Source organism: Streptomyces sp. SM1 (assembly GCF_002910825.1).
In the GTDB taxonomy this organism is placed as follows: Bacteria; Actinomycetota; Actinomycetes; order Streptomycetales; family Streptomycetaceae; genus Streptomyces; species Streptomyces okerensis.
Genome location: NZ_NEUB01000907.1, coordinates 1 through 14,801, shown reverse-complemented (window position 1 = coordinate 14,801; position 14,801 = coordinate 1). Strand labels below are relative to the sequence as shown.

Here is a 14,801-nt window from a genome sequence, read left to right as displayed (position 1 = left end):
TCCGGAAGCCGAACCCGACCCGGCGGGCGTCAGCCCGCCCAGACCTCGGCGTCGTCGGCCGGGACGGTGGTGGCAAGCCCCAGTTCCTTGCGGGCGGCGACCGACGCGTTCGGGTCGATGCCGGTGAACGCCGCGTCGTAGGCGAGGTAGAACGCGTCGCTGTCGGCCGCGTTCGCCGCCTTCTTCCAGTTCCCGGCCGCCTTCGTCAGCGTCGCGCGGAGCTTGCCGACCTCGGTGCCGTCGATCGCGGCCATGTTCCCGACGCGCGTCTCGAGGGCGGCGACGGCCTTGGCCTGCGCCTTGTAGCCGGCCAGGTCGTCCTCGACGGTGTCCGCCAGGGGCTGGGTCGCCCACCTGGCCTCGTACACCGCGTTCGAACCCTCGAGGTACGTCATCTGCGCCGGCTCGAGGGACTCCGCGGTGCCCAGAGAGGCGCTGAGGGTGCCCGTCTCCGCCGTGTAGGTGCAGCTCACCGCGCGGTCGCCCGTCGCCCAGCTCTCCGCGGTCGGGGTGTAGTGGAAGAGGGAGACGCCCTTGGGGAGCGCCCAGGTGTCCGGGGCGTACTTCTGCGCCTCGACCGGGCAGCGTTCGTCCGCGACCGCCGAGACACCGTCCTCGCCGGGGTACTTCTTGGCCTCGTCGAGGGTGAACTCACCGACGACCTGGCCCTCGTGCGGCTCGTCGCAGGGGACGACCTCGACGGCGATGGCCGTCCCCTCGGCCTTGCCGTTCGGGTTGTAGCAGTCGCCGACGTCCAGCGAGTACACCGAGCGCTGACGAGCCACCTTCTTCGCGCCGTCCTTGGCGCTCTCGGCAACCTCGGAGCAGCCCACCGCGCCGATGGCGAGCAGGGCGACGACAGCGGCTATGCCGCGAAGGGGGCGAGACGAGCCGACGACGGCCATGGTCTGTACGTCCTTTTACATGATCTTCACAAGGGGCGCGCGTATCGCATGCCACTCCCGCGACCCGCTGGTGCGAGGTCTCCCGCCTCGTCGTAGCTTCTCCGACACGCGACCGGCCGCGAGGGTTGTAGCCGCGCGGTTCACGTCCCCTGCTCTTCTAGGACAGGATCTGACCGCATTGGCTCCTAGCGTGGTCCTCGACCGACGGAGCAGTACCACCGGAAGGCGAAGACCATGACCGCTGACGAGCTGACCACCCGCGAATCGGCCGAGGCCCCGGCCGTGACCGGCGAGCGCGCCGACCTGCTGGAAGTACTGGCCAAGCACCGCCACTTCCTCCGCTTCACCACCCGTGACCTGACCGACGAGCAGGCCGGTCTGCGGACCACCGCCGGCGAACTGTGCCTGGGCGGCCTGATCAAGCACGTCACCTCGACGGAGCGGAACTGGGCGGACTTCATCCTGAACGGCCCCTCCGTCATGGGGGACTTCACGGCCATGACCGAGGCCGACTGGGCCCGGCGGACCGACGAGTTCCGGATGCTGCCGGGGGACACCCTGGCCGGTGTCCTGGCCGACTACGCCGACGTGGCCCGCCGCACCGACGAACTGGTCGCCGGCCTCCCCGACCTGGACACTTCATGGCCCCTGCCGCAGGCCCCCTGGTTCGAGCCCGGCGCCCGCTGGTCGGCCCGCAGGACCCTGCTGCACATCATCGCCGAGACCGCCCAGCACGCCGGCCACGCCGACATCATCCGCGAATCCCTGGACGGCGCGAAGAGCATGGGCTGAGACCGGCCGGCGACGACGCCGGGGCGGCGCGGCACCCGGCTCCGCACCCGCGGGGCCGCGGGTGCGCCCCGGCCGGAACCAGCGGGGCGCCGCGATGACATACCACGTCACGGACATCGGCGACGCAGTCGTCGGTCCCGCTGCCTACACTCCGGGCCATGAGCGTCTCCCTCTACTACTCCGCGTCCCGTGCCACACCCATGACGGCCGACGAGACCGCCGCCGTCGAACGCGTCGTCGCCGCCCACAGGGCGTCGTTCCCGTACGACGACGAGGAGAGCCTCTGTCTCTACGACGGCGGCGGCAGCGAGCCGGACGAGATCGTGGCCGGATCCACCAAGATGCCGTTCGACCCCGGCCACGTGCTCCCGGTGCTGACGCACGTCCTGAACTCCGTGACCGGACTGCGCCGCGCCCTGCCGGGAGCGCGGTGGCGCGTGCACATGGACGATCTCGACGTCCCGTGGCACGAGACCGGCGGCTACGCCCTCCCGGGCATGGACGACCCGGAGCTCGCGGAGGCCATGAAGGACCTCTGAGCCGTCCCGGACCACTCGTCTCCGCCGCGGTACTGCGGTACCGCGGTACCGCAGTACCGCAGCGCTGCAGCAGCCGAACGCCCGCTCCGTGGGCACCTTTCCGCGCTGCCGAACACGGTCACGGGACCAAGATGCGATCCTGCGTGTATGAACCGTTCGGGCGACGCGCACCTGCGCACCTGGACGCTGCGGTTCATGGCCCTCCTCGCGGCCGACACCCACGATCAGCTTGCCTGGCTGAGCGAGCGTGAGGTGGCGACGAAGGACGTCGTCGAAGAGGTGGAGCTCCTCTGTCGTGTCTCCGAAGGTCTCGCGGAGCGCGGAGCTTTCGAGCCCGGACATCTGCATGATCTTCGGGCCATCGGCCGGCGTCTCGCCGAGATCGATGCCGACGGCCGCGTCGGCCTCTGGGCCGAGGCCCTGGCCACAGATCCGGCGTGGGACGACATCCGCCTCCTGGCCCGCCGTTTTCTCATCACGACGCCGGGCGATCGGCGTCAGCCACTGCCGGGCCCCGTGCGCCCGTACACGGGCGGCCCATGAGGGCCGGCGGCCCCAGCCCGTCGCAGCCCTTCTGACTCGCGGCCGAAGGGCCTGTCCCTGGCCGCCGTCGTCGCCGTGCGAGACCGGTGCCGCCCCGGCGCGCGGCCGGGGCGGCGGCCTCACCGTGCGGGTTCAGCGTCCTGCCTGGAGCGCGCTCCACGTCGCCGGGCCGACCACGCCGTCCGCGGACAGCCCGCGGGAGGACTGATAGTCACGCACCGCCTGCGCGGTGCCCGGGCCGAAGACGCCGTCCGCCGAGACGGTACGGGCCAGCGCCGCCGTCAGCGCCCGCTGGAGCCGCTGGACGGCCTCGCCGGACGAGCCCTGCTGGATCACCGGCCGGGACCCGGCCGAGAGCAGCCCCGTCCACGTACGCGCCCCGACCGCACCGTCCACGGACAGCCCCCGTGCCGACTGGAACGAGCGCACCGCCGACGCCGTGCCCGGGCCGAACTCCCCGTCCACCGCACCGGCATCGAACCCCTGACTGTTCAGCAGCCACTGCGCGGCGCTGACCTGGGCCCCCGTGGACCCGGTCCGCAGGGTGGAGTACGAGGCGAAGGTGAGCTGCGGCGTGCCCCCGTCCGTACTGCCTCCCACCAGCTCCATGTACCGGTTCCAGTCCCAGTACGGCCCGGGATCGGTGTGGTCGTTGCCCGGCACCTCCACGTGGCCCACGATGTGCGCCCGGTCCCTGGGGATGCCGTGGCGGTCGGCGATCGAGCGGGTGAGCGCCGCGGAGGAGCGGTACATGGCGTCGGTGAACCAGGAGGGCTGGTCGACGTATCCCTCGTGCTCGATGCCGACGGAGTACGGGTTGCCGGAACGCGCGTGCCAGGCGGTGTCCTTCTCACGGACCGTCTGCGTCACCTGCCCGTCCGAGGAGCGGACGACGTAGTGCGCGCTGACCTCGGCCTCCGGGTTCTGGAACCAGCTGATGGCGCCCGCGTACGAGCCCTGGGTGACGTGGATGACGACCGCGGTGACGGAAGAGGTGCGCCCCACCGAGTAGTTGGCGGTGCTGGCCGGCACCCACAGGGCGGCCGGGTAGTCGGGCCCGGCGGCGAGCGGTGCCGCGTCGGCGTAGGAACCGCGGTCGGGTTCGACGGCCCGGGGTGCGACGGTCACGGCGGACCCGTCCTCCGCGCGGGCGGTGACGCCCTGGGCGAGCAGGTCGTACACGCCGTCGGCGTAGAAGCGGGCGGTACGCGTGTCCGCGGCGCCCCCGTAGCGTGCGACCGCCTCGTACCACTCGGCGGGGCGCGCGCGTTCCCCGGCGGTGAGCCCGGCCTCGTCGGCGCGGGCGCGCAGCACGGCGGCGCCGCCGTGGATGTTGGCCACGGTGTCCCGGCGCAGTTCCGCCACCGGGATACCGGTGAGGTCGGAGGCCTCGCGCAGGGTGTGCTGCCGCGGATTGTCCACCAGGTGCATCACCCCGTACCCGCGGGCCTGACTGGGCTGCCCGTCATGCCCGTCGAGCCGGCTCTCGCCGTACCCGACGGCGACGAGCACGTCGCGCGGCACCCCGAACTCGGCGGCGGCCTCGCTGAAGGCCCCGGCCACGGTGGGGGGCGCGGGCCGGGCCTGGGCGGTGGGTGCGAGAGCCGTCACGGTGAGGCCGAGAACGGCGACGAGGACCGCGGGGAGGTGGCGGACGTGCCGGATGTGCCGTACCGGTGCCGTGGAATGTCTCACGAGGCCTCCGTGGGGGGAGAGTTGGCGCGACGGGACGGTTCACGCCGCTCGGCGCCCGACCACTGAACAGGCCGCACGGGACCGCGTCAACGGGGCCTCGCGTGTCCCATGGGCCCGTACACCCCACTCGCACCACTCCCGCATCACCGCTCCGGTGATGCCCCGGACCCGGGTGATGGCCCGTCCGTGGACGCCGACGACCCGACGGCGACCTGCCGGTGACCCGCTGGCCGACCCGATGGCGACCCGATCGGCGTCGCGCCCCTGCCGTCGGGACGGCCGGAGCCCGGTGCGCACCGTCTGCATCGCCACCACGTCGCGATGCCTCCTCGCCGGCGCGGTACTCAGGCGATCAGGGCGTCCCGAGCAACATCGCGACGGCGGCTCGTGCCTGCCGGGCCGGGGCAGGGTCGCCACTGATACCGGCCGTCACGATGGCTCCCTCGGCCAGCAGGAAGACGGGTTCGGCCACCGGCAGCCCGGTGGCGTGGACCCACACCGCGATCTGGTCGTGGAACGCCCGCTTGTGCGACCGGACCTCAGCCAGTACCGCCTCGGACGACGGACCGAGTTCACCGTGGGCGTTGATCCAGGCGCATCCGCGGAAACCGGGCTCCGCGAACCACTCGGCCAGCCAGTCGAAGACCGCGAGCACGCGCTCGCGGGGATCCGGAACCCGCTCCACGTGGGCGGCCAGGTTCCCCCGCCACCGCTGATCGCGACGCTTGAGCACCGCCACCACCAGGTCCTCCTTCGCCGCGAAGAACCGGTAGATCCGCTTCAGCGGCAGTCCCGACGCGGTACGGACCTGGTCCATGCCGACCGCCTGGATGCCGCGCTCGTAGAAGAGCCTTTCCGCCGCGTCGAGCAGTGCCTCGCGGTCCAGCCGATTCTGCTCGTCGGTTATCGGGGCTGGCATCCGGCGCTCCTTGACGTCGAGAACGTTCGTTCCCTACCTTAGTCCCGACCGATGGGAAACGAGCGTTCTCGATGCGAGGGGGCAGCAGTGCCGGAAGACCGACCGCCCTACCCGCCGTTCACGCGGGAAACCGCCCTGCGGAAGGTCCAGGCCGCCGAGGACGCGTGGAACACCCGCGACCCCCACCGCGTGGCACTGGCCTACACACCCGATTCGAGGTGGCGGAACCGGGACACGTTCCTCAGCGGGCGCGAGGAGATCGTCGCCTTCCTGACGCGGAAGTGGGAGCGGGAACTCGACTACGCGCTGCGCAAGAGCCTCTGGGGGTTCCACGAGAACCGGATCGCCGTCCGGTTCCAGTACGAGTGGCACGACGCGGAAGGCCGCTGGTGGCGCAGTTACGGCAACGAGCTGTGGGAATTCGATGAGCGCGGCCTCATGCGACGCCGTGAGGCGAGCATCAACGACGTCGCCATCCGCGAAGCCGACCGGCGTATCCACGGCCCCAGGCCCGGGGACGAACACGGAGCCGACATCCCGCTCCAGTAGAACCCGCCACCACAGCGCCCCGGACGGTCCCGGCCGGACCACCGGCCGGGACCCCGCCGACAGCGGTCCCGTCCACGTCCGCGCCCCGGCCGCACCGGGGTCGCCGGATCAGTCCTCGAGCAGGTGGGCGCGGCCGAACATGGCCGCCGCCGCCCGAGCGGTCGGCGTGCCGGAGTCAAGATCCGCGCCGGCCTCGCGCAGGACGGTCACCACGTCGTCGGCCCCCTTGAACAGGGCGCCGGCGAGGGGAGTCTGGTCCCGGTCGTTGCGCAGGTCGGGGTCGGCTCCGAGCCGGACCAGGGTCCGTACGGTGTCGGCGTGACCGTGGTAGGCGGCGAGCATGAGGAGGGTGTTGCCCGCGGCATCGCGCACGTCCACGGGCAGTCCGTGTGCCACGAACTCCGCCAGCTGGTCGGTGCCGCCCTCCCGGGCCAGGTCCATGGCGATGGCGACGACCCGCCCCGTCTGCTCGGACGTCAGTCCGCTGCTGCTGTGCATGTTCATCAGAGTCTCCGTGAACGGAACGCCCGCCCCGCGCACCGGCGTGGGCACGATGCCGTGCCCACGCCGGTGACGAGTACGGGCGTGCCGTGCGTCTTCCCGACCGGCGGGATCAGAGGGTGCCGGCGGCCAGGGCCTCGATCGCCTTGCGGACGCCCTCGCCGTAGGCCGGGTCGGCCTTGGTGCAGTTGGCGATGTGCCGCGCGACGGTCTGCTCGGAGGCGCCGTTGATCGCGCGCGCCGTGTTCTCGAAGAGGACCTGCTGCTGCTCGGAGCTCATCAGGCGGAACAGGTTGCCCGGCTGCTCGTAGTAGTTGTCGTCGTCCTCACGGTGGTTGAACCGGTCCGCGACGGCGCCCACGGCCTGGGCCGGGTCGCGGTAGGCCGGCTGCTCCTGCCACCGTCCGTAGGAGTTGGGCTCGATGCCCGGGGTGGCTCCCTGGTTGCCGTCGACGCGCATGGCGCCGTCGCGGTGGTAGGAGTTCACCGGGTTCTTCGCGGCGTTGACCGGGATCTGGTGGTGGTTGACGCCGAGGCGGTAGCGCTGGGCGTCGCCGTAGGAGAACAGCCGGCCCTGCAGCATCCGGTCGGGGGAGAAGCTGATGCCCGGGACCACGTTGGCCGGGCTGAAGGCGGCCTGCTCGACGTCCGCGAAGTAGTTGTCGGGGTTGCGGTTGAGCTCCCACTCGCCGACCTCGATCAGCGGGTAGTCCTTCTTCGACCAGACCTTGGTGAGGTCGAAGGGGTGGAAGCGGTAGTTCTCCGCGTCGGCCTCCGGCATGACCTGGATGAACAGCTTCCACTTCGGGAAGTCGCCGTCCTCGATCGCGCCGAAGAGGTCGGCCTGGTGGGACTCGCGGTCCTTGCCGACGAGGGCCTCGGCCTCGGCGTCGGTGAGGTTCTTGATGCCCTGCTGGGTGCGGTGGTGGAACTTGACCCAGAACCGCTCGCCCTCGGCGTTGATCAGGCTGTAGGTGTGCGAGCCGAAACCGTGCATGTGCCGGTACGAGGCGGGGATGCCGCGCTCGGACATGACGATCGTGATCTGGTGCAGGGCCTCGGGGAGGTTGGTCCAGAAGTCCCAGTTGTTCTCGGGGCTGCGCATGTTGGTGCGCGGGTCGCGCTTCACCGCGTGGTTGAGGTCCGGGAACTTCAGCGGGTCGCGGAAGAAGAACACCGGGGTGTTGTTCCCGACCAGGTCCCAGTTGCCCTCGTCCGTGTAGAACTTCACGGCGAAGCCACGGATGTCGCGCTCGGCGTCGGCGGCGCCGCGCTCACCCGCGACGGTGGAGAACCGGGCGAACAGCTCGGTCTTCTTGCCGACCTCGGAGAAGATCTTCGCGCTCGTGTACCGAGTGATGTCGTGCGTCACCGTGAACGTGCCGAAGGCGCCCGAGCCCTTGGCGTGCATCCGGCGCTCCGGGATGACCTCGCGGTCGAAGTGGGCGAGCTTCTCCAGGAACCACACGTCCTGCAGGAGCATCGGACCGCGCGGACCGGCGGTCAGCGAGTTCTGGTTGTCGGGAACCGGTGCTCCGGCGGCCGTGGTCAGCGGCTTCTGGTTGTTCTCAGGCAAGGCTTGCTCCTCGGTGAGTGGTCTTTCGCACGCGCTTGTGGCCTGACAGTCCCGGCCGGCCGGCCGACAGCCCGGGGCCGGATGACCGGCGCTGGTACACGCCCTCACCCTACATTGGACAGAATCTAAGTCAAGGTGATCTCCAAAAAAATACCCACTCTTGAGTTATTCCGGTCCGCTGTTAGGGTGCTGTCCATGAGTGACCTCCTGGAACGGCTCCGCAAGCGCGGCTGGCGCATGACCGCGCAGCGGCGCGTTGTCGCCGAGGTCCTCGACGGTGACCACGTGCACCTGACCGCTGACGAGGTCCACGCCCGCGCCGCGCGGCGGCTGCCGGAGATCTCCCGGGCGACGGTCTACAACACCCTGCACGAACTGGTGAACCAGGGCGAGGTCGTCGAGGTGTCCACCGACACGCGCGCCAAGCGCTACGACCCGAACGCGCACCGCCCCCACCATCACCTGCTCTGCACCCGCTGCGGCGCGATGCGCGACGTGCACCCGACGGGTGATCCCCTGGTCGACCTCCCGCACTCCCAGACCTTCGGCTTCACGGTCTCCGAGGTCGAGATGACCTACCGCGGAATCTGCCCGGCCTGCGCCGGGGGACGGCCGGCGGGGGAGGCGGCGCCGGCCGGGTAGTGCGCCCCGACCTCGGCCGCCGGCTTCCGGAACCAGCCGGAGGCATCACGTCCTCCCCGCGGCACGGATGGGGCGCAGCCCCCGGGGGTCAGATCACGACCCTCTCCTCGGTGACCATCACCGCCACCGAATCCATGTCGATGAAGCTGCTCTCGTCCGGGTTCACCAACTCCCTGTAGTTCTCGGACGCGAAAAAGGCGTCGTGGTCCGCCCAGCTGTCGAACCATATTTCCGTGAGGCCGTCGTAGGCGGGACGCGGGTAGCCTTCGGCCGCCACCGGATGGGAGACGGTGTACTTCTTCACGTACTGCCGCGCTTCGGGAACGGAAGTGAACAGCGGGGCGTGATGGTTCCGATGGTGCTCGACGAACTCCCCGAAGGTCATGCCGTCCACACGGTTGATCATGAAAGCCAGCTTGATCACGGACTTCTCCTCCATACGTTCGCGGATGCGAGAGGCCGGCCGTCGAAGGCCCCGGAACGGGCCGCCGGCCATGCGGCCAACGTAGAACCTCACATCGATGTCAGGGGCAAGCCGATGTGCCCCGAGACACAGGAGAGGCCGAGAGGCCGAGAGGGCGGAGGGGCCGGGATGCGGATCGGTGAACTGTCCGCCCGGACGGGAGCGAGCCCCCGATCCCTGCGCTACTACGAGCAGCAGGGATTGCTGGTCAGCGAAAGGTCCCCGAGCGGACAGCGCCACTACGACGAGGGCCACGTCCGGCGAGTGGTGCTGATCCAGGCGTTCCTGGCCGCCGGAATGTCCAGCAGAACCATCGCCCGGATGGTCCCGTGCATGGCGGATCCCACCCCGGACAGAGCCCGGAAAGCCCTGACCGCCATGAACCGGGAACGGCACCGCATCTCATCCGCGATAGACGACCTGGTCGCCGCCAGAGCGGAACTCGACCGCCTGATCGACGTGAACCTGAACTACCTCGCGGACGCGGCAGACGGACCGGGCGCCGGCACCTCCGTCCCGGGCGGCCGGTCCGGGCCGGGGAGCACGACGACCGGTTCGCCGACGCGGCGGAGCACGCCGGCCTAGCCGGCCAGGACACGGGCCGACGTCCCGCCCGGCAGCACCCGGAACTCCTCGCCCCGTCGGGCCCGGTCCACTCCGGTCAGGGCCGTGACATCCCGCTGGCCGACAAGGCCGCTTACTCTTCGCGGGCTCCGTCATCAGGCGTTACAGCGACGATCGCCACCGTCGGTGGAGGCGGAGACGGCGTGTACACGTACGCCACGGCCAACCCCGGCACGCCGCCCCGAGGCTCGATTCTCGTCTTGCGTACCTCTGTGCCGTCGTGACGAGGAGGCCCGAGCCGCACACCGAGGCGCGGAGCCTGTTCCCACTCCCGTCGAAGCGTCCCAAGGTTCTCGTCGGCTCCCAACTCCTTTGCTCGCTGGGCAGCCCGTGCGGTGACAGCCGCGATCACACCGCTCACGCGCTTGAATCCTTCTGCTTCAACTGTGCCGTGAGGTCGAGGCCCTCCTGTATGGCGATGTCGAAGTCAGGGTCCTGATAGAGGCGAATGCGACCCCGGTAGTCGACGATCACTGCCGCGACGGCGTCGAGGTCGGTCTCCGACGAGGCTTCCAGCGCTCGCTGAAGGTCTGCCTCAAAGGTTTCCTGGTCGCCGGGGAATCCATGTCCGGACCGCAGAGCAGCCCGGATGTCGCCGATGGTCTTCAACGGCAACGGCGCAAGGAGGGGTGTTTCTGCGTGCTCTGCGCTCACAATCTTCTACTCCTTGAGCTCCCGCGTCCTACCAAGAGTGTCCTACATGTCCGCATCCTGTGCGGCGATGGTTCAGGACCGAAGGTGGGATGCTCGGCAAGGTACGCCTCCCAGGTCTCCACAGATGTCCGGGAGGCCGGGCGCAGTCCCTTGATCTCAACGCCCGGCCCTGCGGGACGGCGAGCGGGTGAGCGCGCAGGTGGCTACCGCCGGATCGCCCGTACGAAGGGCGCCCAGGCGTCGAGGCCCACGGTGATCACAGGGCCCTCCACGTCCTTGGAGTCCCGGAGGTGGACACTGCCGTCGCGCCTCGCACACTCCACGCACTCACCTCCGGCGCCATTGCTGTACGACGACCTGACCCACACCGGAGGGTGTCCTGCCGGGATCGCGTTGTTCATTCCGAGTACTCCTTCACGACGGACTTGATCAGTTGGACGGAGTGCTGAGGGCTGAGCGCCGCGGCACGCAGACCGTCGAACGCCCGGGTGTACTCCTGGACATGGTGCTTGCCTTCCAGGCAGGCGGTGCCTCTGATGCCGCTCCAGTGCAACGCGCGTTGCCAACTTGGTACTACCTCTGTGCACCGTGCCCTAGAGACCGTATGAATGTGAGCCAGGGCCCCGCCGTGACATGCACCATGGGGCCGTCCGCTCGCTTCGAGTCACGTATCAGAGTGCCGCTCTCGGCGTATGCGCACTCGACGCACTCGGTTGTGTTCGCGCCGCTGTAGGACGACTTGAACCATGCGAGCTCACGAGGGGCGGGAGGGTGGGCGGACATCTACAGCTCCTTGCGTGCGCGGTGGATCAGGGTGGAGGAAGCCTCCATGTCCAACGCTTGTGCGCGAAGGTACTCGAACGCAAGTCTGTATCGCTCCAGTTCCTCGTCCTTTTCCAGGAAGAGGGATCCGGTGTGGAAGTCCACGTAGACCACGTCAAGAGCTGACTCCGTACCGCCGATGATCACGAAGCTGCCGAGAGCGGCACCATGGGCTCCGTTTGAGAACGGCAGCACTTGAAGTGTGACGTGCGGTGACTCGTTGACTTCGAGGAGGCGCCCGAGCTGCTCCTTCATGATCTCCGGTGAGCCGACGACCCGGCGAATCACGGACTCATCGAGGATGGCCCACAGCCGGAACGGCTTTGGCCGGGTGAGGATCTCCTGGCGTTTCATCCGGATGTCCACCAGCCGCTCGATCTCGGCCGGTTCCAGGGGGATCTCGTTGGCCTTCTGCAGAGCAGTGCTGTAGGCGCGGGTCTGAAGCAGCCCGGGGACGTAGACGCAGGAGAAGTGGTCCTCGCGTACGGCCTCGTCCTCAAGAGTGAGCAAGAGGTTCATGCTCTCCGGGATGGAGTCGGCGAACGAGCTCCACCACCCTTGTTGTTTGGCGTCCTTCGCCAGGCGCACCACGGCCTCACGCTCGGCGTCCGTGGCACCGTACTCACGGCACAGCGCGTCCACGACGATCCACTTCACCGGCCCCGCCTGCGTCTCGTATCGGCTGACCGTTGCCTTCGATACGCCGACCAGTCCGCCGGCCTCTTCCAGGGTCATCCCTTTGCGGGCGCGCAACTTACGCAGCATCGCTCCGAGTTGGCGGCGGCGTGTGGTGGTCCGTACGGACATGGAACTCCTCAGGCGCTGACCCGGGCAGGTACTCGGGGTGTGAACAGGCTAGGTAGCGCGGCAGCGCACTCACTATGCGATTCACTCGATCGAGGTTCGTGAGAAGTTACATAGTGAAACTTCTCTGTGCCATTCTCGGTAACGGACAGCTACGCAGTGCAGCCGTTCGGATACGGCAGGCGCAGCATGTGCGTGGCACGGGAGGGAGAACCGCTTATGCCCGGGATCGACATCAAGGACCGTCAGCGCCGCTGTGTCCTGCCCTTTGAGGCACTGCCGGCGGAAGTGCGTCTGCTGCGGCGGGCCGCTGCCGCGCAGCTCTGCCAGTGGGGTGTGCCGACTGCCAGCGACACTGCGCAACTCGTCGTGACGGAGCTGGCGACGAACGTCATCAAGCATGTGGGTGAGGGATCGCCGGCGACCCTGATCCTGGAGTGGAAGCGTGAGCGGCTGCGCGTCGAGGTGCACGACAAGAGCAGCTCGCTGCCCGCGCTGGATGTCTCTGACTGCGATGCGGAGTGCGGCCGCGGCCTGCACTTGCTTGCCGCCATGGCTGTGGACTGGGGGACCGCCGCTACGGCAATGGGCAAGGCCGTGTGGTGCGAGAACGAGCTGGGCCCCGAGGTGACCTGTCGCCGTGTGGAGAGAGCAGTCCTCATGCTGGAGTCGTACCAGAGCATCGACGGCGCCCCTCGTGATGCGCTGGTGAGCAGACGGGGGGCGGGGCTCCGTGAGGCGGCGGTAGAGCTGATCTCAGATCTGTTGCACTGGACGGCGTCCTGTGGCTTCGACCCGGATGACGTGCTGGATCAAGCCCAGATGCGCTACGAAGCCGTTCCGGACATCGCTGCTTAGGTGAACCCCGGCGGGGTGCGAACGGCTGCCGGTGACCCCATGGTGGTGTGTCCCTCTCGCTCTCGATGACGGCCGAACGCTGGTTCTGGATCACGTTCCGTACCGGAGTCATAGAATGTGATCCAGGACCGTGATCCAGTCCACGCCGGTAGGCCTCGCCGTCCCTCTTCGGAGTCGGTCCGCGGCCGGGAGTTGAAGAGAGAGCGTGGCCGAAGCAGAGCCTGTGTACGAGGTGGCTGTCGGGCTGAGCAGTCGTCAAGGTTCCCTCACAGCCGCTTGGAGGGCGAGTTGCGAGCCGTCTCCATCAGAGCTGCTGTTCACTGCGGTCTACGGGGTCAGCCGAGGTAGGGCCGATCACGGTGCTCTAGAAAGTGACGGATCCGGAGCTGCTGCGTGTGGTGCATCGGCAGTTGATCGATTTCCTCGGGCTGGACGAACCGCAGTTCCGTGGACTCGTCCGAAATCGCGAGCTGGCCCCCGACCACACGGGCGGTGAAGCAGACGTTGAACTGTCTGCGCACCTCACCGTCCGAGTAGGCGATGATGTGGCGTGGGTCGGTGTACGTGCCCACGAGCCCGGTGATCTCTACGTCCAAGCCCGTTTCCTCCTTCACCTCGCGGACGGCCGTTCCCGGGAGTGAGTCGGTCATCTCCATGCCGCCACCAGGGAGCGCCCAGAGATTGCTGTCCCGTCGGAGTTGAAGGAGTACGCGCCCTTCGTCGTTGGTGACCACGGCGGACGCGGCGACCACCAAGCTGTTCGGCTCAGGTGCCGCCGGGTCGTCGTAGTACTCGGTCCGTGCCACGATAACCCTTCGCTTACCGGCGTCGCGGTCTCCCGGAGCACATCGAAGCTGCCCGCGTAGGTATTGAGCATGCCGCGCTCTCTGCTGCGCCGCATGTGTGGTGCGGGGGTGCCGCAGGCGTTCACGCCCCAGAGATGGGCATTGACCATAGTGCATGAGGGCGAGTCGACAACGGGACTCGATCCCATGGCTGAACATCTCTTCCCTACCGCGTTGTTGAATGTTCGCACTGTCCGGGTCGCCGATCGCGATACGGACCGCGCACCCGTCGGCAACTCGCTCTCGCAGTAAGTCGTCGAGCCGCAGCTACGCCTCGTGCGTGAAGACGGCCACGTACATCAACACGTCGATACGCTCGCGGGCTTGGTTCAGCATGTCCACGGAGGTGGACATGGGCATGTCCGCCCGCTGGTCGTGGAGAGCCACAAGGTTCGGATCGACGGAGCGGGCAGGGCGTGCCTGCCGGAGTGCGGGTCATGAAGCAGCGCGTCTTCTCTCGGCGTTGCCGCTGCCGGCACGGCCGTGGTGCGGCGCACGCCCCGGATTGATCTGTCCCTCAACGGACTCGGGATCCACTTCGGCTTTGTCCGCAAGGGCGACTCTGTTGCTGAATTGCCTGCAGGGGTGCGGGGCGGCCCGGCATGATCGTTGGTGCGGTCGTTCTGTATGCCCCGGCCGTAGGGGGTCGGTGCGGTGTCCATGCGGCCGGGGGGATTGCCGCCCGTTCCTGAGCAGACCGCCAGGACGGCTCGCGCCGCCTTCCCCGGTGGCAGCCTGCCCATGCGCCTGCGTGACCACCTTGCCGAGGTCTTCGACGACGCGTTGTTCACCGATGCGTTTCCCAGCCGTGGGGCTCCCGCCCAGTCCCCGGCGCTGCTTGCCCTGGTGACGGTGCTGCAGTTCACCGAGAACCTCACCGACCGGCAGGCCGCGGACGCGTCACGGGACCGTCTTTCGTGGAAGTACGCGCTGGGCACGGAGCTGTCCGATGCCGGCTTCGACTTCTCCGCGTTGTCGAAGTTCCGTGCCCGGCTGGTCGGGCACGGCCTGGAACGGACGCTCTTCGACAGGCTCGTCGAGCACTGCCGCGAGGCCGGGCTGATCAAGGC

At 68.9% G+C, this 14,801-nt stretch carries 20 protein-coding genes; 8 read left to right on the top strand and 12 right to left on the bottom strand.

What is annotated here, in order from left to right; translation table 11 throughout:
- Nucleotides 1–29: 29 nt before the first annotated feature.
- Nucleotides 30–905 (bottom strand): septum formation family protein, encoded by an 876-nt coding sequence (locus tag B9S61_RS30560; protein WP_103545128.1) that lies wholly within the window; start codon nucleotides 903–905, stop codon nucleotides 30–32.
- 234 nt (nucleotides 906–1,139) lie between these two features.
- Between B9S61_RS30560 and B9S61_RS30555 the strand changes: the two genes are divergently transcribed.
- From B9S61_RS30555 to B9S61_RS30545, 3 genes are all read left to right on the top strand, one after another.
- Nucleotides 1,140–1,697: a DinB family protein gene (locus B9S61_RS30555; RefSeq protein WP_103545127.1), complete on the top strand. Its 558-nt coding sequence runs from the start codon at nucleotides 1,140–1,142 to the stop codon at nucleotides 1,695–1,697.
- A gap of 158 nt (nucleotides 1,698–1,855) precedes the next feature.
- The gene (locus B9S61_RS30550; RefSeq protein WP_103545126.1) at nucleotides 1,856–2,236 is read left to right on the top strand and encodes a hypothetical protein; all 381 of its coding nucleotides are present in this window, start codon (nucleotides 1,856–1,858) and stop codon (nucleotides 2,234–2,236) included.
- A gap of 147 nt (nucleotides 2,237–2,383) precedes the next feature.
- Complete coding sequence (locus B9S61_RS30545) at nucleotides 2,384–2,779, top strand: hypothetical protein (RefSeq protein ID WP_103545125.1); 396 nt, start codon at nucleotides 2,384–2,386, stop codon at nucleotides 2,777–2,779.
- A gap of 132 nt (nucleotides 2,780–2,911) precedes the next feature.
- Here B9S61_RS30545 and B9S61_RS30540 read toward each other — a convergent pair whose 3' ends face one another.
- Both B9S61_RS30540 and B9S61_RS30535 read right to left on the bottom strand, forming a co-directional pair.
- Nucleotides 2,912–4,474 (bottom strand): peptidoglycan-binding protein, encoded by a 1,563-nt coding sequence (locus B9S61_RS30540; protein ID WP_374936264.1) that lies wholly within the window; start codon nucleotides 4,472–4,474, stop codon nucleotides 2,912–2,914.
- Nucleotides 4,475–4,826: 352 nt separating this feature from the next.
- The gene (locus B9S61_RS30535) at nucleotides 4,827–5,393 is read right to left on the bottom strand and encodes a TetR/AcrR family transcriptional regulator (protein WP_103545124.1); all 567 of its coding nucleotides are present in this window, start codon (nucleotides 5,391–5,393) and stop codon (nucleotides 4,827–4,829) included.
- An 87-nt stretch (nucleotides 5,394–5,480) separates the two neighbouring features.
- Here B9S61_RS30535 and B9S61_RS30530 point away from each other — a divergent pair, with 87 nt between their 5' ends.
- Complete coding sequence (locus B9S61_RS30530; RefSeq protein WP_103545123.1) at nucleotides 5,481–5,942, top strand: nuclear transport factor 2 family protein; 462 nt, start codon at nucleotides 5,481–5,483, stop codon at nucleotides 5,940–5,942.
- 108 nt (nucleotides 5,943–6,050) lie between these two features.
- Here B9S61_RS30530 and B9S61_RS30525 read toward each other — a convergent pair whose 3' ends face one another.
- Together B9S61_RS30525 and B9S61_RS30520 are read right to left on the bottom strand one after the other, a co-directional pair.
- A complete protein-coding gene (locus tag B9S61_RS30525; protein ID WP_103545122.1) occupies nucleotides 6,051–6,446 on the bottom strand; it encodes an ankyrin repeat domain-containing protein in 396 nt (131 codons plus the stop codon).
- Nucleotides 6,447–6,555: 109 nt separating this feature from the next.
- Complete coding sequence (locus B9S61_RS30520) at nucleotides 6,556–8,019, bottom strand: catalase (RefSeq protein ID WP_103545121.1); 1,464 nt, start codon at nucleotides 8,017–8,019, stop codon at nucleotides 6,556–6,558.
- A 195-nt stretch (nucleotides 8,020–8,214) separates the two neighbouring features.
- On the opposite strand from B9S61_RS30520, the gene B9S61_RS30515 reads away from it, so the two are divergent.
- Nucleotides 8,215–8,661: a Fur family transcriptional regulator gene (locus B9S61_RS30515; RefSeq protein ID WP_103545120.1), complete on the top strand. Its 447-nt coding sequence runs from the start codon at nucleotides 8,215–8,217 to the stop codon at nucleotides 8,659–8,661.
- Nucleotides 8,662–8,749: 88 nt separating this feature from the next.
- Here B9S61_RS30515 and B9S61_RS30510 read toward each other — a convergent pair whose 3' ends face one another.
- A complete protein-coding gene (locus tag B9S61_RS30510) occupies nucleotides 8,750–9,157 on the bottom strand; it encodes an EthD domain-containing protein (protein WP_258039935.1) in 408 nt (135 codons plus the stop codon).
- Nucleotides 9,158–9,253: 96 nt separating this feature from the next.
- Between B9S61_RS30510 and B9S61_RS30505 the strand changes: the two genes are divergently transcribed.
- On the top strand, nucleotides 9,254–9,709 hold the full coding sequence (locus tag B9S61_RS30505; RefSeq protein WP_103545119.1) for a MerR family transcriptional regulator: 456 nt from the start codon (nucleotides 9,254–9,256) through the stop codon (nucleotides 9,707–9,709).
- A gap of 396 nt (nucleotides 9,710–10,105) precedes the next feature.
- On the opposite strand, the gene B9S61_RS30500 is transcribed toward B9S61_RS30505, so the two are convergent.
- From B9S61_RS30500 to B9S61_RS30480, 5 genes are all read right to left on the bottom strand, one after another.
- Nucleotides 10,106–10,402, bottom strand: coding sequence for a DUF6247 family protein (locus B9S61_RS30500; protein WP_103545118.1), 297 nt, complete (start codon nucleotides 10,400–10,402; stop codon nucleotides 10,106–10,108).
- Between the two features lie 203 nt (nucleotides 10,403–10,605).
- Nucleotides 10,606–10,803: a DUF397 domain-containing protein gene (locus B9S61_RS30495; protein ID WP_103545117.1), complete on the bottom strand. Its 198-nt coding sequence runs from the start codon at nucleotides 10,801–10,803 to the stop codon at nucleotides 10,606–10,608.
- On the bottom strand, nucleotides 10,800–10,955 hold the full coding sequence (locus B9S61_RS42750) for a Scr1 family TA system antitoxin-like transcriptional regulator (protein WP_374936263.1): 156 nt from the start codon (nucleotides 10,953–10,955) through the stop codon (nucleotides 10,800–10,802). Before B9S61_RS42750 ends, B9S61_RS30495 begins: the two co-directional genes overlap by 4 nt.
- 20 nt (nucleotides 10,956–10,975) lie before the next feature.
- Nucleotides 10,976–11,185, bottom strand: a complete 210-nt coding sequence (locus B9S61_RS30485; RefSeq protein WP_103545116.1) for a DUF397 domain-containing protein — start codon at nucleotides 11,183–11,185, stop codon at nucleotides 10,976–10,978.
- Nucleotides 11,186–12,031 carry a helix-turn-helix transcriptional regulator gene (locus B9S61_RS30480; RefSeq protein WP_103545115.1) on the bottom strand — a complete coding sequence of 282 codons (846 nt, stop codon included), beginning with the start codon at nucleotides 12,029–12,031 and terminating at the stop codon, nucleotides 11,186–11,188. It lies immediately after the preceding gene.
- 216 nt (nucleotides 12,032–12,247) lie between these two features.
- Here B9S61_RS30480 and B9S61_RS30475 point away from each other — a divergent pair, with 216 nt between their 5' ends.
- On the top strand, nucleotides 12,248–12,886 hold the full coding sequence (locus B9S61_RS30475) for an ATP-binding protein (protein WP_103545114.1): 639 nt from the start codon (nucleotides 12,248–12,250) through the stop codon (nucleotides 12,884–12,886).
- A 335-nt stretch (nucleotides 12,887–13,221) separates the two neighbouring features.
- Here B9S61_RS30475 and B9S61_RS30470 read toward each other — a convergent pair whose 3' ends face one another.
- Entirely contained in the window at nucleotides 13,222–13,692 is a 471-nt protein-coding gene (locus tag B9S61_RS30470) for an NUDIX domain-containing protein (RefSeq protein ID WP_103545113.1), read from the bottom strand.
- A 780-nt stretch (nucleotides 13,693–14,472) separates the two neighbouring features.
- Between B9S61_RS30470 and B9S61_RS30460 the strand changes: the two genes are divergently transcribed.
- The coding region (locus tag B9S61_RS30460) for a transposase (protein ID WP_181007547.1) at nucleotides 14,473–14,801 on the top strand (329 nt) is incomplete at its 3' end.

Bases quoted from the DNA above. Each gene is read 5' to 3' on its own strand.
- B9S61_RS30550 (WP_103545126.1), top strand. From the start codon at position 1,856: ATGAGCGTCTCCCTCTACTACTCCGCGTCCCGTGCCACACCCATGACG.
- B9S61_RS30525 (WP_103545122.1), bottom strand. From the start codon at position 6,446: ATGAACATGCACAGCAGCAGCGGACTGACGTCCGAGCAGACGGGGCGG.
- B9S61_RS30560 (WP_103545128.1), bottom strand. From the start codon at position 905: ATGGCCGTCGTCGGCTCGTCTCGCCCCCTTCGCGGCATAGCCGCTGTC.
- B9S61_RS30510 (WP_258039935.1), bottom strand. From the start codon at position 9,157: ATGGCCGGCGGCCCGTTCCGGGGCCTTCGACGGCCGGCCTCTCGCATC.
- B9S61_RS30495 (WP_103545117.1), bottom strand. From the start codon at position 10,803: ATGAACAACGCGATCCCGGCAGGACACCCTCCGGTGTGGGTCAGGTCG.
- B9S61_RS30515 (WP_103545120.1), top strand. From the start codon at position 8,215: ATGAGTGACCTCCTGGAACGGCTCCGCAAGCGCGGCTGGCGCATGACC.
- B9S61_RS30480 (WP_103545115.1), bottom strand. From the start codon at position 12,031: ATGTCCGTACGGACCACCACACGCCGCCGCCAACTCGGAGCGATGCTG.
- B9S61_RS30545 (WP_103545125.1), top strand. From the start codon at position 2,384: ATGAACCGTTCGGGCGACGCGCACCTGCGCACCTGGACGCTGCGGTTC.
- B9S61_RS30505 (WP_103545119.1), top strand. From the start codon at position 9,254: ATGCGGATCGGTGAACTGTCCGCCCGGACGGGAGCGAGCCCCCGATCC.
- B9S61_RS30475 (WP_103545114.1), top strand. From the start codon at position 12,248: ATGCCCGGGATCGACATCAAGGACCGTCAGCGCCGCTGTGTCCTGCCC.
- B9S61_RS30555 (WP_103545127.1), top strand. From the start codon at position 1,140: ATGACCGCTGACGAGCTGACCACCCGCGAATCGGCCGAGGCCCCGGCC.
- B9S61_RS30485 (WP_103545116.1), bottom strand. From the start codon at position 11,185: ATGTCCGCCCACCCTCCCGCCCCTCGTGAGCTCGCATGGTTCAAGTCG.
- B9S61_RS30535 (WP_103545124.1), bottom strand. From the start codon at position 5,393: ATGCCAGCCCCGATAACCGACGAGCAGAATCGGCTGGACCGCGAGGCA.